This window comes from Pedobacter sp. Bi126 (assembly GCF_918698245.1).
Lineage (GTDB): Bacteria > Bacteroidota > Bacteroidia > Sphingobacteriales > Sphingobacteriaceae > Pedobacter.
In genome coordinates this window covers 737,522-755,207 of the sequence record NZ_CAKKMS010000003.1, presented here as the reverse complement: position 1 = coordinate 755,207, position 17,686 = coordinate 737,522, and the positions used below count along the sequence as shown (strand labels likewise).

Genomic DNA, 17,686 nt, shown 5'->3' with positions numbered 1-17,686 from the left:
ATTAAGCTAAAGTATGCTAAAGATACCCGGGCAGAAATACCCAATAAAGGGTATATTTACATATACAGAATTCAGGAAAAAAGTTACAGACTAGCGATTGGACGGGATGTTGATCTGAATAATAGTGCCTTCGTTTCTAACACTACTGATTTCGAAATTACCTTTGTAGTAATTTACTCTCTTTTCGATATTTTCGAGCCCAAAGCCCCTGCTTGTTTTCTGCAGATCAAAGCCGAGCCCATCATCCGTAAATTGAAAATGGTAATTTTTGGGATATTTATAAAGTTCGATGGTGATTAACTCAGCGTTACCATGCTTAATGGCATTATTTATAACTTCCAGTGCGATAAGATATAAATCGTAAATCCATTTTTCATCAATTTTATCAGGAAAATCATAACAGAAAAGCTCAATTTTTGCATCAGTTAAACCGGCGTTCAGGCTTGAGATCTGGCTTTGTAAGCTAGATATCAAAGCACCTTCATCAAGTGCTTTCGGCAGTATTTTATGAGATATTTCCCTGATATCTTCGGCCAGTTCGTTTATTGTTTGTTTGGCAAGCTCGGCATTCTTCATGTCAAAGAGATGAATAATATGCGCAATCTTGCTCCCTACATTATCGTGAATAATGTTAGCGATGTTTCTCCGCTCACGTAGCTGAACCTCATTAATAGCCCTCAACGAACTTTCTTTTTCGAAAATAACCTGTTGCATCAGCTCGTTGTTCTTCAAAAAAATATCGATGTAATTTCTTGATAAAACATAGCCGAACAAAAACACTTCATAAAGACCGATAAACAACATCCAATTATCTCCCAGCGATTTTGGAATAATTTCAAAGGTCTTTAAAATTAAGCAAGCGCCCCATACAAACTGTGGAGCAAAAGCAAGAAGCGCATAAATAGCCTGGGTTTTTTCAATTTTTAGATGCGTTAATGCCGCCCAAAAAAGTACGACGATAGAAGCCAGGAATATGATGTAGCCTAACACAAAAAAGTAACGAAATTCAAAGCCCTTGTAAAACACCAATAAGGAAATAGAGATTAAAATCAACAAAAAGTTTATGCCGCCAAGCACTATGATTAACTTATGCTTAATGGGCTGGTTTTCTTTTAACTTTAAAAAATATCCAAGAAAAATACTCAGGGCAATATACCAAAGTGCTCCAGTGTAAACCCGGCCCTCGCTAAAAAACCTAAACCCGGGAAATAAAACGTGCTTGGCGAAATTGGTTGTGATTGCCGTGTAAAACACCGTTAATATTGAATAGCCAATGTAATAACCATATAACTTGTTGTTAGTCATGAAAAACAATATCCCATTGATCATGAGCAGCAAAAACACCATGCCGATAAAAAAAGATGTCAGTGCTGTTTTTTGAGATGATTTGCTTTCTAAATAAGCCTGATCTTCCAAACTATAAGAAAAATCTAAATAGGAAGTCTCTTTTTTAACCCGTACCCAAAGTAATTTTTCTTCACCTGGCTTCAGATTAAGCTCAAATGCCAGAGTTTCAATAAAGGGACTCTGGCCAACCGTTCTATCGCCAATGGTTTTAATTAATCTACCATCGTAAAGGCTAAGGCTATCGATATGGTTATTGTTAAAACACAACCATGTTTTAGTGCTTTCTGAAGTGTTTATATTTTTTACAATAAATCTGCACCATACCGCCGCATCTTTGTTGTAGCCGATATTAACCTTGCTATTCTGCTTAAACGGCTGAAATTTTTGTTTTTGGAGCATCCCGCTCGTCCACGATGAATTTTGGTCTACAGCGTAACTGGATACTACCGATATTGATTTGTTTGCGATTTGTGCAAAAGAGAGTAGCGGGAATAGCAGAAAGCTAATCAAGTAGATTATTCTCATGAGCAAATTTAATGAGCGAACTGCTGTTATTGATTTCCAACTTCCGGTGGATGTTCTTCCGATGGGTAGTTACGGTTGTTATGCTGATAAATAGGACTTCAGCAATTTCCTTACTGGTTAATCCTTTAATGATTAATTTAATAATCTCTTTTTCCTGTCTGGATATCCGGAATTTATTGACAATTGAACCATCAATGGCACTATACACACTCTCGCCTTTTTTATAACTCTTATTGGTATAAAACGTTGCGTCTTTATTTGATTCGATAATACTGATAAGCTCTTCGGCAGGTGTTTCCTTTTTCAGGAAAGCATTCACACCTAGTTTCTTTGCTTTTTGAATCAGAAAATCTTCGTAATAAGCAGTGAGAACAATTATTTTGGTGTTTTTTAGTTGGGATCTGAGTTCTTCAATCAATACGAACCCATCAAAGTGGTTAATATTTAAATCACAGATAAAAACATCAGCAATGTTATGCATGAAATGGTTCCTGCAGGAATGTGCATCGCTGAATTTAAAAATGCCATAGTTGTTCCCGGTATTTTTAAGCAATTCGGAAATGCCGTTTAAAAAAAGTAGATGGTCATCACAAATAACGATTTGTTTGGGCATATTATCGGGAACTAGAAGCGTTTCTCCTAAAATAGAATTTACCTTTATAATTTACAAGGAAATTTTATTCCAAAAGGTCAGGACGGCGGGTTTTAGTCCGCTCCAATGCCTGCTCATGCCTCCATTCGTTCACCTTAGCTTCATGGCCGCTTAATAAAACATCGGGCACTTTATGTCCACGCCAGTCTGCCGGGCGGGTATAAACAGGAGCATCAAGCAGTTCTCCCTGAAAACTATCAGATAGGGCAGAGGTCTCATCGTTTAAAACACCGGGGATTAAACGCACAACAGCATCTACTACAATTGCAGCAGGCAGCTCTCCTCCGCTTAAAACATAATCACCAACTGATATCTCCCTGGTAACAAAGATATCGCGTATACGCTGATCTATGCCTTTGTAGTGGCCACACAAAATAATGATATTCCTTTTAATGGATAATTCATTGGCCGTGCTCTGGTTTAAAGTAACACCATCGGGACTCATGAAAATAATTTCATCATATTCTCTTTCTGCCTGAAGTTTTTCGATACAGGCTGCAAAAGGCTCAATACTCATTACCATACCGCTGCCTCCGCCATATTGGTAATCGTCTACACTTTTTTGTTTGTTGGTTGCATAATCCCTCAGGTTATGAACAACAATTTCGGCTATGCCTTTTTTTTGTGCACGTTGCAAAATAGAATGGGCAAACGGACTTTCTAGTAAAGCGGGCAAAACTGTTATAATATCGAAACGCATGGTGCAAAGGTAAGCCTTTAGTCTGAAGTCTTTAGTCTGAAGGCAAATTTTGCTATACTCAGTATCAATTTTGGCTATTATTGAAACTCATTGTGGTAAATATTAATCCAGCGTATTAACCTTTATCAGATCGCTCGCCCATTGCAAGGGCTTTCTACCGTTCCGTCCGTCAACAACACCGCTTACTTTCATTGTTTTTTTGTCATTGCTTAAGGTGTAATAGTTTGCATATTGCCTGCCTTTAAGATCGTAAGTAGCATCAGCCCTTGCATCCGAAATATTCAGCACATACATGTTGTTTGATAAAATTTTAAATGTGCCACTATGCGTGATGATCTGTACACCACCTTCATTGGTCATATTGTAAAAACTTCCATCCGCTTTAAAAACGATCTTACTCCCGGGGTTGGTAGTGTCGTTCCAGATGCCAACAAATGGTTTGATTTCTTTTAAATTAGCCTGTTGTACGGTTTTACAAGAAAAGGTGGTTAACACTGTAAGGAAAACTACGGCAATTTTTGATATTCTTTTGAGCATGTTAATTTTGGTTAGTATGAGACCTAAATTAACAATTTTTCCTTAAAAAACATTAGCTGTTAATCGCCGCCCTCCAGCTCAAATATTTCCTCAACGGGCTTATCAAAAACCCGGGCCATTTTTAGCGCCAACACGGTTGATGGGACATATTTCCCCGATTCGATGGTATTTATCGTTTGCCTCGAAACCTGGATCAGGTCTGCCAGTTCTGCCTGTGTAATGTTTTTAATGGCACGTTGTACACGGATATTATTTTTCATCAGAAAACCTTTCCTTTCTTAATCGCTGCAAACTATAATTAAATTTTGCTAAAAAAACTATGGGTATTGTCCATATATTATACACCAAAATCATCAAAAATGAAAGCCCGTAAAAACAAAAATTTATGGCTAACAGTATAACATAACTTACCAAAACGGCCCACTGCAAACTCTTTAGCCTAAGTACAGCAATATATTCGTCATCAATTCTTTCTTTAGAAAAGACTATCATTAGTAATCCTATGGTAATACCTAAAATCGCAAACTCATTGGTTAAATTATAATCAGCGAAAGTAATTGGTGAGTTTTCATTTATATTCTTTAATGAATAAATTTCAAAACCAGGGATTCTAAATTCTTTAGTTAAACAGAAGAATCCCAAGATGCAAAAACCTAAAAAAATTATCCAGCCAATTACCTTGTACTTGCTTGGAATTAAAAGCGAATTTTTCATATATCAAATATTTTTTACCAAATGTAAAGTATTCTTGATATTAATGTCAAGTATTTTTTACTAAAAGAATGTTTTATTTTACAAAACAGGCTTAACAATGGTAAAAAACAAGAAAATATTTTTGATTTTTTTAGCTTTCCAGATAAATATCCAGTAACCCTTCAGGTAAATCGAGGGTTAATGTTTTTTCATCTTCGTCGTATTCTACAATAAAATCTTCATTTAGCGGAAACAGGATTTCGGTTTCTTTATACATCACAGTAGCCACAAATTGTTGCGGATATTCGTTTACTTCCAAAATTTCGCCCAATTCGCCCAAGGTTTCATCTATTGCTAAATAGCCTTTAAAATCGGTATAGAAAAATTCTCCTTCTTCGCGTTCGGGCATTTGCGATAGGGGCAGGTATAATTTCTTTTTTAATAGCGGCTGCACTTTATCAATATGATCAGCATCATCAAAATTAAAATAGCCTGTTTTATTGGCCTGCAGTTTTGCCGAAGCTACAAAATACGGAACAAGCTTGCCGTTCATATCGGCAAATACCACATCAAATTCGAGCTGTTCGTATTCATCAAATTCGAAAAATACCTGAACTTCTCCCTTTAAACCCCTCGTTTTAGTAACGTAACCAATATAAAATGCTTCTTCGTGTTTCATATAATTGTAGTTGTCATCCTAAGGCACGAAGGATCTACTAATGATGGGACAGATCCTTCGTGCCTCAGGATGACATTTTTAGTTAAAAAAATAGCGTTCCGAAATTCGGAACGCTATTTTATGAGACAAAATAATTAAAATTATTCTGCTCCTTCTTCTTTAGTAGCTTCTGCTGCAGGAGCCTCTTCAGTTGCTTCAGCTTCAACAGCTGGTGCTTCTTCAGTAACCTCTTCTTCAACAACTTCTTCTGCAACTGGTGCATTTTTAGCTGCGATAGCTGCTGCTTTATCTTCTTTTTTCTTAGCTTCTGCTGCTAATGCCGCTTTACGCGCATCTGCTTTAGAAGTAGCTAAACCTTCTGATTTACCAGAAATTTTACCTGCTTTAGCATCTAACCAAGCTGCAAATTTTTCATCTGCCTGTTCTTGAGTTAAAGCTCCTTTTTTAACACCACCTTCTAAGTGTTTTTTGTACAAAACACCTTTGTAAGAAAGGATAGCACGAGCAGTATCAGTTGGTTGTGCACCACTGTTAACCCAAGCTAAAGTTTTTTCGAAGTTAATTTCGATGGTTGCAGGATTGGTGTTTGGGTTGTAAGAACCTAAACGCTCAATAAATTTACCATCACGTGGAGAGCGAGAATCTGCTACCACAACGTGGAAAAAAGGTTTTCCTTTTTTACCGAATCTTTGCAATCTGATTTTAGTTGCCATTTCTTTTTGTATTTATGTATTCAACATAGTTCCCGGAGCTTCATGCTGCGGGGCTGCAAAGATAACTAAAATACTGTAAATTAAAAACATAGTTTAATTTCTTTGTTTTCAGGATATTTGCGCCGAAATATTCTGCAGATACAAATGGAAAGAATTGCGATTGATATGGACGAGGTAATTGCCGATGCCCTTGGAAAATTTATTAAACTATATAACCGGGATTTTAACGTTCCTTTAGATTTAAAAATTGATGCCGGAAACGAAATCTACCACCATGTTCCGCAAGATGTTAACCAGAAATGGTTCGAATATATAAATGAACCCGGTTTTTTCCGAGATCTTGAGGTTATTGCAGATAGCCAACGGGTGATTAAGGCCTTACAAGAGAAATATGATGTTTATATTGTTTCGGCGGCAATGGAGTTCCGAAATTCATTGGTTGACAAGTACGATTGGATGATCGAACACTTTCCGTTCATTGATTGGCAGCACATGATGTTCTGCGGAAATAAAATTGTGAATGTTGATATTATAATCGACGACCGTATTAAAAACTTCGTGAACTTTGCCGGCCGTCCGTTATTATTTTCTTCGCCCCACAATTTGCTTGTAACAGAATATGAACGTGTAAATACCTGGGAGGAAGTAGCGGGTTTGTTGCTATAGGCCCTAGCAAAGTCCGTCATTTCGACCGCAGTGGAGAAATCTAATAGCTAATTATTTAAACATAAATTATAGATTTCTCCATTCCGCTGTGCTACAGTCGAAATGACGATCTTAACTCATAAGGCCCCTCAATCTGTGTAATCCCTCAATCTGTGTAATCATCTTCTCCTAAAAATTAAATTCGCCTACCAGGTTTCCGCCACTACTTCCAGCCGCCATAGGCAATACAATCACTTTTCTCTGCTGTTTACCTGTTGCGTATCGGGTATAAATCTCAGCTGTTACTGTTGTTGGTCCGCTAATGTTAATCTGACTATCGCCGTAATAGTTAACTTCGATTTTATATTTTCCCTTGATTGCTTTTTTGATCATAAATTGTTCAGGGCCATAACCCGAAGTGAAATCGTTGCTGATCCTGCCGCCTATTTTTGTTCTCGAATTTCCATAAAACCCTTTTTCACCAGTTGGATCGGTTAACCATAGGTCGATATCGGTATCGTTCTTATTCCAGTTGAGCACCACGCGCACATCTACTGGCAAAGGCTGGATTAACCTTTTATCAACCCCTTTGACACTTAAGCTATTGCCATGTTTTGCAATCAGGTTATTGATTTCCGATATCACAATCTCCTCAATTCCTTGATCTCTATCAGCAATCTGACTGTTATAACTTTGGGTAAGTACCTTATATAAATGATCTAATGCAGCCTGGTATTGCCCGTTATCTGCCAGTGCTAAAGCGTAATCGCGGTAACTCTGCGCATCCATTGGTCGCCACTGCAAAACTTTTTGGGTTATAAAAAGTTCATCTTTATAATTTCCGGTCTGCTTTAATTTATAGGCTAAAGTTTTATATAAATCGGCATTCTCCAAATCCAGATCTGCAATATTACTTAAAATGGTCAGCGCCCTAACACTATCTTTCTGCTGGTAAAACCAATTGGCCACATCAAAATAAAACATAGGCGTGCTGATGTAGCTTGAACGCATTTTTAAATAAGCCTGATAAGCACTGTCCGGCTTTCCAACCAGGTTTTTCATATAATCCTTATCGCTTTTAAATTCGGGGATAACAATTGCGGGTTGTTGTACTGGTGGCGGCATCCTTATTGCATCTACATTTTGTACTTGAACACCTGCAACCCTACCCGCGAGAGCGCTTGAAGCATTGCCTCTAATGGTCGTGACTGATCCCGTTACAGAAGTTTTTCGTTGAGCAGCATATCCCACAACTACAACTTCATTGAGGGCTTTATCTTCACTCGCAATTGTTGCCTGATCTTGTTTTGCAACAGCCGCGGGCATTCTTACCTGACTTGCAGACTCAGCTCTGTTTCTTGCACGTAACTGTTGTGCAGCGGCTTCTCTTCTAGGTCCCTCCCCAACAGGCTCAGCCATTACAATATTAGCCGTCGGATCTCCATTTACATCTCTTTGGCCTGGATCAGGGTATCTTTCTTTCTTCTTTTCTGGCTCTTTATAGTAAAAGTCTGTATTCCACCAGGTTTTCAGTTCTTTGGTCATGGCTACCGCAGCATTGATCAGATCTTGCTTACGTTCCAAAATAGCTGTTCTGCGTTGCTTCAAAACCGCATTATAGGCCTGCTGTAGTTCAATAGGGGGCACAATATCATAACGCAGGTAATCATCAAGATTTTCTAACACGATGAGGCTGGTATTACGGGTAACAATGCCAAACTGTTTGCTCAAAACACTAATATCATCCTTATTATCTTCATACAGAATGTCCATTTCAGCAATTTTCTTCTGTGCCCAAACACGGCTAACATCAATGCTGCTTAAAGTATGCTCCGTAGCATTTAACCGAACAACCTGTTCTGAAACAACAGTATTTCCAAAACCAAACTGCAACGTAAATTCCGTATTAAACGCATTCATAATACCGGCTAAAGAGAAATGTCCGTTTACATTTACTTTCATTGAAGGATAAGTCTGCCTTACATCTGCTCCATTTTTAACCCCTAAAAACTGAAGGCTCTGCTGATTTAATTGTTTAAAAGCGTCGCCTACCGAAATAGAGTTCAGGTTAACAAATTGTCCACCCGTTTTCATGCTGATAAATTTCAAGGTGCTATAATCAGCTTTAAAAGCTGTGTTGATACAATGAACGGTTTTATTTAAGCGCACTGTATTTTTTCCGAATGTCGAAAGTCCATCAGTAAATAAGATATATTCGTCGGCCTGCAGGCTTTTAGAATTTATGGCGCTGAAATTTGTTCCTCCATCATACACCAGATTCTTCAGTTTATCTTTTAACTGTGTCCAGTTACCGTTCGAGATGACAAAAGTGCCTGCTTTCTTAAATCCATTATTAACCAAACCCAACTGTATGGTTAAATTTTGTTTTTGTTTGATAATCAAATCCAGCAATTCTATTTCCTTCTCTGCGTTACGCTGAAGACCACTTAAAGATGTATCCCAGATTAAACCAATTTGGTTAGCCCACTGCTTTTGACGGCTTTCAGTTTTAGGAAAAACATTAACCAGAAAATAATAACCTGTTGATGCCTTTTGCATTTGCACTTCAGTCAGGTCATTTCTTTTTGGAAGATTGATAGTAAGACCATTTTTAGGCTGATAGTTGGTTTTATTGATTTCGCCAACATAGGTATTTCCGTTGGCTTTTAAATCAAAACTGCCGTCTGGCTGTTCACCCAGTTCTGGTTTTATAATACTTTCGAAAACGGTAGTTTTTAACGAAAATTTTTCAATGGCCTGGTTATAATCTAATGGCAAATGATACTTTAAAACATTCTTATGATTAAAACTTAACTCTTCTTCATAACCTACAATTATGGTTCTGCTGCCATTTGCTGGTAAGGGATAAATCCTCGTGCGGAAATTATTTCCTTCAACTTTCTCCAGCAAGCCCGGATCTATCCTACGGCGCTCAATACTTTCGAAAACCTCTGTTGCTTTCGCTTTTTCTACCGGAACAGCCTCACGCATCTTTCCGTTTATATCTAAAGCATAACGGCTAATGCTTACCCCTTCGGGCATGGGGAATGTTAATTCACCCTCTAAAATGCGGTTACTGTTATTATGGAAGGTCATCGTCATTACCGTTGTGGCAATATTTCCGGTAATCTGCACGTCGATATTTAACTTTTTCAGTTTAACAGCATCTTTTTGCTCGGTAGTTTCGGCCTGCTGCACCTTTAAAACGGGCATTTGCGCCTGAACAAAATATATGGCCAATAATAGGGGAAGGATGAGTAAGGTTTTAGATGGTCTCATAACGGTAATTTTAAATAGGGATGCAAAAGCATTAGCGATTACATAAATTTATTTTCGGAGCCCCCATCTTTTTTGGTTTTGGAAGTAAAAACCCTTTTAGAAAATCCAAAATGGGCTTTTCTAAAAAAATGTAACATTTCTAAAAAAATTTGTTCTAATTATTAAAACGGAAACTATGTTAGTAACCACAACACCCACGGTTGAGGGCAGAAAAATTGTAAAATATATAGGTCTTGTTACCGGAGAAACCATTATTGGCGCAAATATTTTTAAAGATTTATTTGCAGGTATAACAGATATAGTAGGGGGCAGATCGAGTTCTTATGAACGCGTTTTAAGAGAGGGAAAAGATACAGCAGTTAACGAAATGCAACAGTACGCAGCCGCATTAGGCGCAAACGCAATTGTTGGTGTAGATTTAGATTATGAAACTGTTGGCAGCGGGGGCAGCATGTTAATGGTGAGCGCCAATGGTACTGCTGTTGTTTTAGAAGATTAAGAAATTGCTTATTGCGAAAACTAAGCAAAAACAAGAAAGTCTTTCCGGTGCGGGAAAGACTTTTCTTTTTATATCCTGTTTTCGATTAAAACGAAAGTATATCAATTAATTTAAGCCACTTAGAGCTCACTTTTTCAGCATTAATGTGTTTAATGGCATGATCAAAAGGGGTAAAAACAATTTCACGGTTAATCTGGCCAGCCATAACCCCGCTTTCGCCATTAATTAAACCCTCTACAGCAGCAACCCCTAAGCGGCTCGCCAGCACACGATCCATACATGTCGGTTTTCCACCACGCTGAATGTGCCCTAAAACTGAAACTTTAGTATCATAATGCGGATATTTTTCCTGTAGAATTTCGCCAACCTTAAATGCGCCACCGGTATCATCACCTTCGGCGACGATAATAATTTTCGACGCTTTATCTTTACGGCTATGTTCCAGTTTATGCAAAATGTCGTTTGCATTCATGTTTGCTTCCGGAATCATAATGGCTTCGGCACCCACGCCGATTCCACTTCTCAAAGCAATTAGGCCCGAGTCGCGGCCCATTACCTCCACTATAAAAAGCCTGTCGTGCGATTCGGCTGTATCTCTGATCCTATCCACCGCATCGATAACGGTATTAATGGCAGAGTCGTAACCAATGGTAAAATCTGTTCCGGCCAAATCGTTATCAATAGTGCCAGGCAAACCAACAATTGGGAAATCGAATTCTTTTGAAAAAATATTTGCGCCTGTAAATGTTCCATCACCACCAATTACAACCAAGGCATCAATTCCATTGGCTTTTAGGCTTTCGTAAGCTGTTTTTCTTCCCTCAACGGTTTTAAAAGCTTCGCTGCGTGCGGTTTTTAAAATGGTTCCTCCGCGCTGGATGATATTTGCTACAGATTTGCGGTCCATAGGGATAAAATCATTGTTGATCAACCCTTCGTACCCACGGATAAACCCGGTTACTTCAATATCATAATAAATTGAGGCCCTTACTACGGCCCTGATTGCGGCATTCATGCCTGGCGAATCTCCACCAGAGGTTAAAACACCAATATTCTTAATCTTATTCATTTGTTTGTTTCTTAGCAAATTCTGATAATCCATTGTCCAGATATTGCAAATATTTATCTATATTAAATTCTACTCCGATAGGAGGCGAAACTAATTCTTTTTCATCAGTACCCAAAAGTACATAATATGGTTGCGAAATGGTATTAAATCTTTCGGCCTGTAAATGTTTAAATTTTTTACCAACCGTATTCACTCTTGTACCTAAAATTTTAGAATCAAATTGTTCAGCAGCTGGCAGATCAGTTTTATCATCAGTATAAAGCGACACAACAATATAGTCTTCTTTCAATTTTTTAAGCACGCTCGGGTCAGACCAAACTCTTGCTTCCATTTCGCGGCAATTTACACAGCCATGGCCCGTAAAATCAAGGAATAACGGTTTTTTTACCTCCTTTGCATAAGCCAATGCTTCCTGGTAATCAAAAAATCCATCAATATTATGCGGAATGTGCAGGAATTCAGCATATTTACGTTTAGTGTGACCGGTTGTTGTGGTTTGGTTTGATCCACCACCGCTATCTTGTCCGATCACAAAATCCTGAGTAGAAAGCGGAGGTACCAATGCACTTACGGCTTTTAAAGGAGCTCCCCATAAGCCCGGAATTAAATATATTGCAAACACGAAAGTGGCGGTTGCAATAAATAACCTTGGCACTGAAACATAAGGAAGATCACTATCGTGAGAAAATTTGATTTTTCCCAATAAATAAACGCCTAAGATTAACGCGAGTACAATCCAAATGGCCAAGAAAATCTCTCTATCCAATATGCCCCAGTGATAAGCCAAATCGGCTGTTGAAAGGAATTTTAAAGATAAGCCCAGTTCTAAAAAGCCAAGAAAAACTTTAATAGAGTTTAACCATCCGCCAGATTTTGGCAATCCCGTCATTAAACTCGGGAAAATAGCAAACATGGTAAAAATTATCGCTAGCGATAAGGAGAAACCAAACATTACCACAACCGGTGTTAATAAATCGGTATTAATGGCAACTAACGAGGTTCCGATCAGTGGGCCCGTGCAAGAGAAGGATACAACCGCTAAAGTTGCTGCCATGAAAAAGATCCCGCTTAAACCTTTAGCGTCCGATTTAGCATCAAGTTTATTTACAAAGGAACTTGGCAAGGTGATTTCGAATGCACCTAAAAACGATACGCCGAAAACGATGAGTATTAGAAAGATGAAAATATTAAAAAATCCATCGGTAGATATTTCATTTAATGCACTGGCGCCCCAGATCAAAGTAATAATTACTCCTAAACCAACATAAATTACAATGATCGATAAGCCGTAAATAATGGCACTTCTGATTCCTTTTGCCCTGCTTTCGGCTCTTTTGGTAAAAAAACCTACAGTAAGCGGAACCATGGGAAAAATACATGGAAGAAAAAAAGCGGCTATCCCAGCCAAAAGGCCTAAACCAAAGGTTACCCAAAGCGATTGTTTCGGGGCATCCTTGCCAGCTACGACAGCTTTTTCTACTTTGGCTGTATCCTTTTTTAGGGTATCTTTTTCCGTTTTTACCTGGCTATTGGCTGCACTATCCTGTGCAGAACCTACTTCGGTAAAAACAATATCATCGGGAGGAACAGTTGCTGCGGTATCCTGTGTTACCAGGGCATAACTCTTAACGGCAGGCAATGCAATAAACATTGTAGCCATTAACAACAATAATAAAACCTTTTTCATTTGTGTGTTTTGTGTGTGTATTTTTTGAAACCGTGAAATTAAGAATAATTTTAGAAACGATTTTTTATAAACCACTACAACACGTAGATTTTACTTTAAAAAGAAACAGTCCCGAAAATTCGGGACTGCTTGTAAATATTTTGATGTCAACTATTTAACCGGAACACTGAACTCAACTTCTTCTGGTGGAAGACATTGTTTATCGTTACAAACCATAAACTCCACTTTACCTTTAACAGCAGTTGTACCTTTATTTAATTTCACCTTTTGCTGGAAAATTACTGCTTTTTCGAAATAGCTTACATTCATTTTAAATGTACTTTCGTATTTAACAATTGCTTTAGGCTCGATTGTTTTACCAACCAGGCTAAAATCTTTAGAAGGGGCAAAAGTAAAAGTCGTTTTTACCGGACCACCATCTTTCACATTTTGCGAATAGATATGCCATCTATCTTCGATTGTAGCCTTTAAATATATAACGGCTTCATCTTTACTTATTTTCTTTGCAGAATAAGCCCAGGTAACCGGCTTTTCGATTTGGGCAAATGCACCTGCGATGGTAAAAAGTACCATCGAAAGCACTAGGCTGATTTTTTTCATTGTGTGTTTATTTTGTGTGTGTAAATTCTATTTCTTTAAAATTAAAGACTTTTAAGCCGTTCTTTGTATCAACCGTTAGCCTACCATCATCTTCAACTCCTGTTATAATACCTTCAAAAAACGCTCCATTTTGCATATACAACGCTTGAATATTGAAGTTATAAAGCCTTGAAAGGTAATCATTTTGTAAAATACTATATTTCCCGGCCCTCAAAATTAAGTAGTATTTTTCCATAAATATGAATAATTTCTCCATAATATCCATTAAAGGCACATCTCTTTGTAAAATTTGAATGACGGAAGTAGCACGTTGGCTAATACTATCCGAAAATTCGGATTGATTAATATTTAAACCAATGCCAATTACTGATGATTTAATGGAATTGCCTGTCAGTGTATTTTCGATTAATATTCCACCTAATTTCTTATTTTGGTAATACATATCATTAGGCCATTTTACTTTTATCCCTTCTGGAACAAAGCAGGATAAAGCATCACTAACGGCTAAACTAACAGCTATATTTAAATAAAACTGTTTATTAAGGGGCAAAAACGAAGGTCTTAAATAAATACTTGTGCTTATATTTTTTCCTGCCTGTGTTTGCCAAACGCTTTCCTGCTGTCCTCTTCCGGCAAACTGATTATCTGCCATAATTACAGTCCCTTCGGCTAATGGCTCGGATTTTGACACCAAATCTTTTAAAAAGTTATTAGTAGAATCAACTTCTTTTAATTTGATTAAATTTTGACCAACAAATAGTGTCGAAAAAGTGTTATTTTGCAAGTGTTGAATTTATAATATTGTAATTCCAAAATTAAAGCATTTTAATGGTAAAAAAGAAAATAGTAGCCCTTTCTACATACCTTTCTGAGTTAGCTGTTCACGGCATCCAGGAGAAAAAAGGAGAAGATATAGTGCGGTTAGATCTTAGAAATATTCATACTTCAGTGGCTGATTACTTTATTATTGCGAGCGCCAATTCCGGTACTCAGGTAAAAGCTATTGCTGATAGTGTAGAAAAAGAAATATATAAAGCCACTCAGGCCGATCCAAGACATAAAGAAGGTTTCGAATCAGCAGATTGGATTATTCTTGATTATTTCGATGTGGTTGTGCACATTTTTAAAACCGAAAAGCGCCACTTTTATGGCATAGAAGAACTTTGGGGGGATGCAGAAAGCACAAATTATCAAAGCGCATAACCTATAGAACCATTTTGACAAAGACAAATGAACGACAATCAAAATACCAACGAAAAACAAGGAAAAAGAATTCCAAATATTCCCAAAAAACCACAAAAAGGATCAAAATTTAATATTTTCTGGGTTTATGCAGCCATTATCATTGCGATTATAGCCGCACAGTTTTTATTTACTACCGATGGCGGTAAAGAGGTTACCTACCAAAAGTTTGAACAACAGATGTTACTTAAAGGTGATGTTCAGAAAGTTGTTGCTTATAAATCAGATGATTTAGTACGGGTAGAGGTTTACATCAAAAAAGATAGTTTAGAGAAAAAGAAACTATACGATGCTTATAAAAGCAATAGCACGTTTAATGTAAACAGTAACAATGCTAGCCCTGTTGTATATTTCAATGCCGGCACAATGGATGGCCTTGATAAACAACTGGCAGATTCGCAAAAAGACCTTCCGGCTAACCAACCAAGGATACTGGCAGAAAAAACCAGCCGCAGCAATCCGTTAGCAAGCTGGTTCTTAAGTATCATTTTACCTGTGTTGCTTTTAATCGGTTTCTGGATCTTTATGATGCGCAGAATGGGCGGTGGTGCTGGCGGTGGCGGTCAGATTTTCAGTATCGGAAAATCAAAAGCAACTTTATTTGATAAAGAAAGCCAGGTAAACATTACGTTCAACGATGTTGCAGGCTTAGAAGAAGCAAAAACAGAGGTAATGGAAATTGTAGATTTCCTAAAAAACCCTAAAAAATATACCGATTTAGGTGGAAAAATCCCTAAAGGTGCTTTACTTGTAGGTTCGCCGGGTACCGGTAAAACCTTGTTGGCTAAAGCTGTTGCAGGCGAGGCTCAGGTTCCTTTCTTCTCTCTGTCAGGATCTGATTTTGTGGAGATGTTTGTAGGGGTAGGTGCATCTCGTGTTCGCGACTTATTTAAACAAGCAAAAGATAAATCGCCGTGTATCATCTTTATTGATGAGATTGACGCTATTGGCCGAGCGCGTGGTAAAAATGGTGTAATGGGTGGAAATGATGAACGCGAAAACACCTTAAATCAACTTTTAGTTGAAATGGACGGTTTTGGCACAAATACACATGTTATCATTTTAGCTGCCACTAACCGTGCTGATGTTTTAGATAAGGCCTTATTAAGGGCGGGGAGGTTCGACAGACAGATTTATGTTGATTTACCGGATGTTATCGAGCGTAAACAAATTTTCGAAGTTCACATCACTCCGCTTAAAAAATCAGAAGAGCTTGATACCGAATTTTTAGCAAAACAAACGCCAGGGTTCTCAGGAGCAGACATTGCAAATGTTTGTAACGAAGCGGCATTAATTGCTGCCCGTAAAAATAAATCGGCAGTTGACAAGCAAGATTTCTTAGATGCTGTTGATAGAATTGTAGGTGGTTTAGAAAAGAAAAACAAAATCATTACGCCAGCCGAAAAACGCGCTATTGCGATCCACGAGGCTGGTCACGCCACAGTAAGCTGGTTGTTGGAACATGCGGCGCCTTTAGTTAAGGTTACGATTGTGCCACGCGGACAGAGCTTAGGCGCAGCCTGGTATTTACCAGAAGAACGCTTAATTGTTCGCCCGCACCAAATGCTTGATGAAATGTGTGCAACTATGGGTGGTAGGGCAGCTGAAAAAGTGATGTTCGATACCATTTCTACCGGTGCACTTAGCGATTTAGAAAAAGTAAATAAACAAGCCAGAGCAATGGTTACCATTTATGGTTTGAACGATAAACTAGGAAATATTACTTATTATGATTCATCTGGTCAGAATGAGTATAATTTCTCTAAACCATATTCAGAGGATACTGCTTTAACTATCGACAAAGAAATTTCGGCATTAATTGAAGGCCAATACCAAAGAGCAATTAGTTTATTAGAAGAAAATAAAGATAAATTAATCCAATTGGCCGATATCCTGATCGAAAAAGAAGTTTTATTTAAAGACGATTTAGAAGTGATTTTTGGTAAACGTTTATTCGAAAGCCAAGGAGAAAGCGGAACTCCCGGACATATTACTCCGGTAGAAGCATAAATAAATAATTTCTATTATTACATTTGCTACCCTAGTTTAATTATTAGGGTAGCTTTTTTTTATAATGAAGGATAATACGACAGCGAAAGAACAAATACTAAAAAAGATAAGGAAAGCACTATTAGAAAAGCGCGAAAACCCTTATCCTAATTTAGAAGAAAGTCAATTGTATAAAAAAAATACGGATGAGCTAGAGGTATTATTTGCCGAACAGCTCACCGCTATATCTGGCAACTTTATCTTCTGCGAAGACGGGATCGATTTTTTTGAAAACATGCTACAGTTGGCCGACAAGTTTAAATGGCGAAAAATATACTGCTGGGAACCGGAACTTCAACAGTTTTTAAGCAAATATGAATTTCCTTTTTACCAAACCGATAAAGATTTTGAACAGGCCGAGGTAGGCATTACCCTTTGCGAAGCCTTAATTGCCCGTAATGGAAGTGTTATGGTAACAAACCAGGGTGCTGCCGGAAGAAGGCTTAGCATCTTTCCACATCATCACATCGTGATCGCCAAAACCAGTCAGTTGGTTTTAGATCTTAAAGATGCTTTTCTGTTATTAAAGAACAAGTATGGCAATCAAATCCCATCAATGATCAGCAACATTACAGGCCCAAGCAGAACTGCCGATATCGAAAAAACTTTGGTTTTAGGCGCGCACGGACCTAAAGAGCTTTTTGTATTTCTCATTGATGATTTTAGTTAAAACTATATTAGTTTTGGCAATTACCGCTCAGAACTAAAAATGGCAGCAACGACTTTGTTACCGCCATAATCATAGTTTTTGTACTGCAAAACTTAATTGT

The 17,686-nt window shown here is 37.8% G+C and carries 18 protein-coding genes; 5 read left to right on the top strand and 13 right to left on the bottom strand.

What is annotated here, in order from left to right; all coding sequences use genetic code 11:
* Positions 1 to 90: 90 nt before the first annotated feature.
* The 8 genes from LQ201_RS13390 to LQ201_RS13355 all read right to left on the bottom strand — a co-directional run bounded on the left by LQ201_RS13390 (position 91) and on the right by LQ201_RS13355 (position 5,846).
* A complete protein-coding gene (locus LQ201_RS13390; RefSeq protein ID WP_230143035.1) occupies positions 91 to 1,872 on the bottom strand; it encodes a 7TM diverse intracellular signaling domain-containing protein in 1,782 nt (593 codons plus the stop codon).
* Complete coding sequence (locus LQ201_RS13385) at positions 1,850 to 2,485, bottom strand: response regulator transcription factor (protein ID WP_230143033.1); 636 nt, start codon at positions 2,483 to 2,485, stop codon at positions 1,850 to 1,852. The genes LQ201_RS13390 and LQ201_RS13385 overlap by 23 nt, the downstream gene beginning before the upstream one ends.
* Positions 2,486 to 2,549: 64 nt before the next feature.
* A complete protein-coding gene (trmD, locus tag LQ201_RS13380) occupies positions 2,550 to 3,224 on the bottom strand; it encodes a tRNA (guanosine(37)-N1)-methyltransferase TrmD (protein WP_230143032.1) in 675 nt (224 codons plus the stop codon).
* Positions 3,225 to 3,326: 102 nt separating this feature from the next.
* The gene (locus LQ201_RS13375; protein ID WP_230143031.1) at positions 3,327 to 3,761 is read right to left on the bottom strand and encodes a DUF4488 domain-containing protein; all 435 of its coding nucleotides are present in this window, start codon (positions 3,759 to 3,761) and stop codon (positions 3,327 to 3,329) included.
* A gap of 59 nt (positions 3,762 to 3,820) precedes the next feature.
* On the bottom strand, positions 3,821 to 4,021 hold the full coding sequence (locus tag LQ201_RS13370; RefSeq protein WP_305800047.1) for a helix-turn-helix transcriptional regulator: 201 nt from the start codon (positions 4,019 to 4,021) through the stop codon (positions 3,821 to 3,823).
* Complete coding sequence (locus LQ201_RS13365) at positions 4,011 to 4,475, bottom strand: hypothetical protein (protein WP_230143030.1); 465 nt, start codon at positions 4,473 to 4,475, stop codon at positions 4,011 to 4,013. The genes LQ201_RS13370 and LQ201_RS13365 overlap by 11 nt, the downstream gene beginning before the upstream one ends.
* Before the next feature lie 130 nt (positions 4,476 to 4,605).
* Positions 4,606 to 5,133, bottom strand: coding sequence for a ribosome maturation factor RimM (gene rimM, locus LQ201_RS13360; RefSeq protein WP_121285403.1), 528 nt, complete (start codon positions 5,131 to 5,133; stop codon positions 4,606 to 4,608).
* Between the two features lie 140 nt (positions 5,134 to 5,273).
* Complete coding sequence (locus LQ201_RS13355) at positions 5,274 to 5,846, bottom strand: 30S ribosomal protein S16 (RefSeq protein ID WP_029274896.1); 573 nt, start codon at positions 5,844 to 5,846, stop codon at positions 5,274 to 5,276.
* Between the two features lie 144 nt (positions 5,847 to 5,990).
* Here LQ201_RS13355 and LQ201_RS13350 point away from each other — a divergent pair, with 144 nt between their 5' ends.
* Positions 5,991 to 6,512, top strand: a complete 522-nt coding sequence (locus LQ201_RS13350) for a 5'(3')-deoxyribonucleotidase (protein ID WP_230143029.1) — start codon at positions 5,991 to 5,993, stop codon at positions 6,510 to 6,512.
* Positions 6,513 to 6,680: 168 nt separating this feature from the next.
* On the opposite strand, the gene LQ201_RS13345 is transcribed toward LQ201_RS13350, so the two are convergent.
* Positions 6,681 to 9,770: a VIT domain-containing protein gene (locus LQ201_RS13345; protein WP_230143028.1), complete on the bottom strand. Its 3,090-nt coding sequence runs from the start codon at positions 9,768 to 9,770 to the stop codon at positions 6,681 to 6,683.
* Between the two features lie 175 nt (positions 9,771 to 9,945).
* Here LQ201_RS13345 and LQ201_RS13340 point away from each other — a divergent pair, with 175 nt between their 5' ends.
* The gene (locus LQ201_RS13340) at positions 9,946 to 10,269 is read left to right on the top strand and encodes a heavy metal-binding domain-containing protein (protein ID WP_230143027.1); all 324 of its coding nucleotides are present in this window, start codon (positions 9,946 to 9,948) and stop codon (positions 10,267 to 10,269) included.
* An 85-nt stretch (positions 10,270 to 10,354) separates the two neighbouring features.
* Here LQ201_RS13340 and pfkA read toward each other — a convergent pair whose 3' ends face one another.
* From pfkA to LQ201_RS13320, 4 genes are all read right to left on the bottom strand, one after another.
* Positions 10,355 to 11,338, bottom strand: a complete 984-nt coding sequence (gene pfkA, locus LQ201_RS13335) for a 6-phosphofructokinase (RefSeq protein WP_116250375.1) — start codon at positions 11,336 to 11,338, stop codon at positions 10,355 to 10,357.
* Positions 11,331 to 13,025: a protein-disulfide reductase DsbD gene (locus LQ201_RS13330; protein ID WP_230143025.1), complete on the bottom strand. Its 1,695-nt coding sequence runs from the start codon at positions 13,023 to 13,025 to the stop codon at positions 11,331 to 11,333. Before LQ201_RS13330 ends, pfkA begins: the two co-directional genes overlap by 8 nt.
* A 150-nt stretch (positions 13,026 to 13,175) precedes the next feature.
* On the bottom strand, positions 13,176 to 13,625 hold the full coding sequence (locus LQ201_RS13325; protein WP_230143023.1) for a protein-disulfide reductase DsbD domain-containing protein: 450 nt from the start codon (positions 13,623 to 13,625) through the stop codon (positions 13,176 to 13,178).
* 7 nt (positions 13,626 to 13,632) lie between these two features.
* Positions 13,633 to 14,409: a biotin--[acetyl-CoA-carboxylase] ligase gene (locus tag LQ201_RS13320; RefSeq protein ID WP_230143021.1), complete on the bottom strand. Its 777-nt coding sequence runs from the start codon at positions 14,407 to 14,409 to the stop codon at positions 13,633 to 13,635.
* Between the two features lie 44 nt (positions 14,410 to 14,453).
* On the opposite strand from LQ201_RS13320, the gene rsfS reads away from it, so the two are divergent.
* From rsfS to LQ201_RS13305, 3 genes are all read left to right on the top strand, one after another.
* A complete protein-coding gene (gene rsfS / locus LQ201_RS13315; protein WP_057930976.1) occupies positions 14,454 to 14,828 on the top strand; it encodes a ribosome silencing factor in 375 nt (124 codons plus the stop codon).
* Between the two features lie 27 nt (positions 14,829 to 14,855).
* Complete coding sequence (gene ftsH / locus LQ201_RS13310; protein WP_230143019.1) at positions 14,856 to 16,877, top strand: ATP-dependent zinc metalloprotease FtsH; 2,022 nt, start codon at positions 14,856 to 14,858, stop codon at positions 16,875 to 16,877.
* Positions 16,878 to 16,941: 64 nt separating this feature from the next.
* A complete protein-coding gene (locus tag LQ201_RS13305; protein ID WP_029274908.1) occupies positions 16,942 to 17,586 on the top strand; it encodes an LUD domain-containing protein in 645 nt (214 codons plus the stop codon).
* The last annotated feature ends 100 nt before the right edge of the window (positions 17,587 to 17,686 follow it).

Excerpts from the sequence above, each read along its gene's own strand:
- rsfS (WP_057930976.1), top strand. The coding sequence starts at position 14,454 with ATGGTAAAAAAGAAAATAGTAGCCCTTTCTACATACCTTTCTGAGTTA.
- LQ201_RS13345 (WP_230143028.1), bottom strand. The coding sequence starts at position 9,770 with ATGAGACCATCTAAAACCTTACTCATCCTTCCCCTATTATTGGCCATA.
- LQ201_RS13350 (WP_230143029.1), top strand. The coding sequence starts at position 5,991 with ATGGAAAGAATTGCGATTGATATGGACGAGGTAATTGCCGATGCCCTT.
- LQ201_RS13330 (WP_230143025.1), bottom strand. The coding sequence starts at position 13,025 with ATGAAAAAGGTTTTATTATTGTTGTTAATGGCTACAATGTTTATTGCA.
- LQ201_RS13375 (WP_230143031.1), bottom strand. The coding sequence starts at position 3,761 with ATGCTCAAAAGAATATCAAAAATTGCCGTAGTTTTCCTTACAGTGTTA.
- LQ201_RS13385 (WP_230143033.1), bottom strand. The coding sequence starts at position 2,485 with ATGCCCAAACAAATCGTTATTTGTGATGACCATCTACTTTTTTTAAAC.
- LQ201_RS13340 (WP_230143027.1), top strand. The coding sequence starts at position 9,946 with ATGTTAGTAACCACAACACCCACGGTTGAGGGCAGAAAAATTGTAAAA.
- LQ201_RS13365 (WP_230143030.1), bottom strand. The coding sequence starts at position 4,475 with ATGAAAAATTCGCTTTTAATTCCAAGCAAGTACAAGGTAATTGGCTGG.
- LQ201_RS13305 (WP_029274908.1), top strand. The coding sequence starts at position 16,942 with ATGAAGGATAATACGACAGCGAAAGAACAAATACTAAAAAAGATAAGG.
- rimM (WP_121285403.1), bottom strand. The coding sequence starts at position 5,133 with ATGAAACACGAAGAAGCATTTTATATTGGTTACGTTACTAAAACGAGG.
- LQ201_RS13370 (WP_305800047.1), bottom strand. The coding sequence starts at position 4,021 with ATGAAAAATAATATCCGTGTACAACGTGCCATTAAAAACATTACACAG.
- LQ201_RS13355 (WP_029274896.1), bottom strand. The coding sequence starts at position 5,846 with ATGGCAACTAAAATCAGATTGCAAAGATTCGGTAAAAAAGGAAAACCT.
- ftsH (WP_230143019.1), top strand. The coding sequence starts at position 14,856 with ATGAACGACAATCAAAATACCAACGAAAAACAAGGAAAAAGAATTCCA.
- LQ201_RS13325 (WP_230143023.1), bottom strand. The coding sequence starts at position 13,625 with ATGAAAAAAATCAGCCTAGTGCTTTCGATGGTACTTTTTACCATCGCA.
- LQ201_RS13390 (WP_230143035.1), bottom strand. The coding sequence starts at position 1,872 with ATGAGAATAATCTACTTGATTAGCTTTCTGCTATTCCCGCTACTCTCT.
- trmD (WP_230143032.1), bottom strand. The coding sequence starts at position 3,224 with ATGCGTTTCGATATTATAACAGTTTTGCCCGCTTTACTAGAAAGTCCG.
- pfkA (WP_116250375.1), bottom strand. The coding sequence starts at position 11,338 with ATGAATAAGATTAAGAATATTGGTGTTTTAACCTCTGGTGGAGATTCG.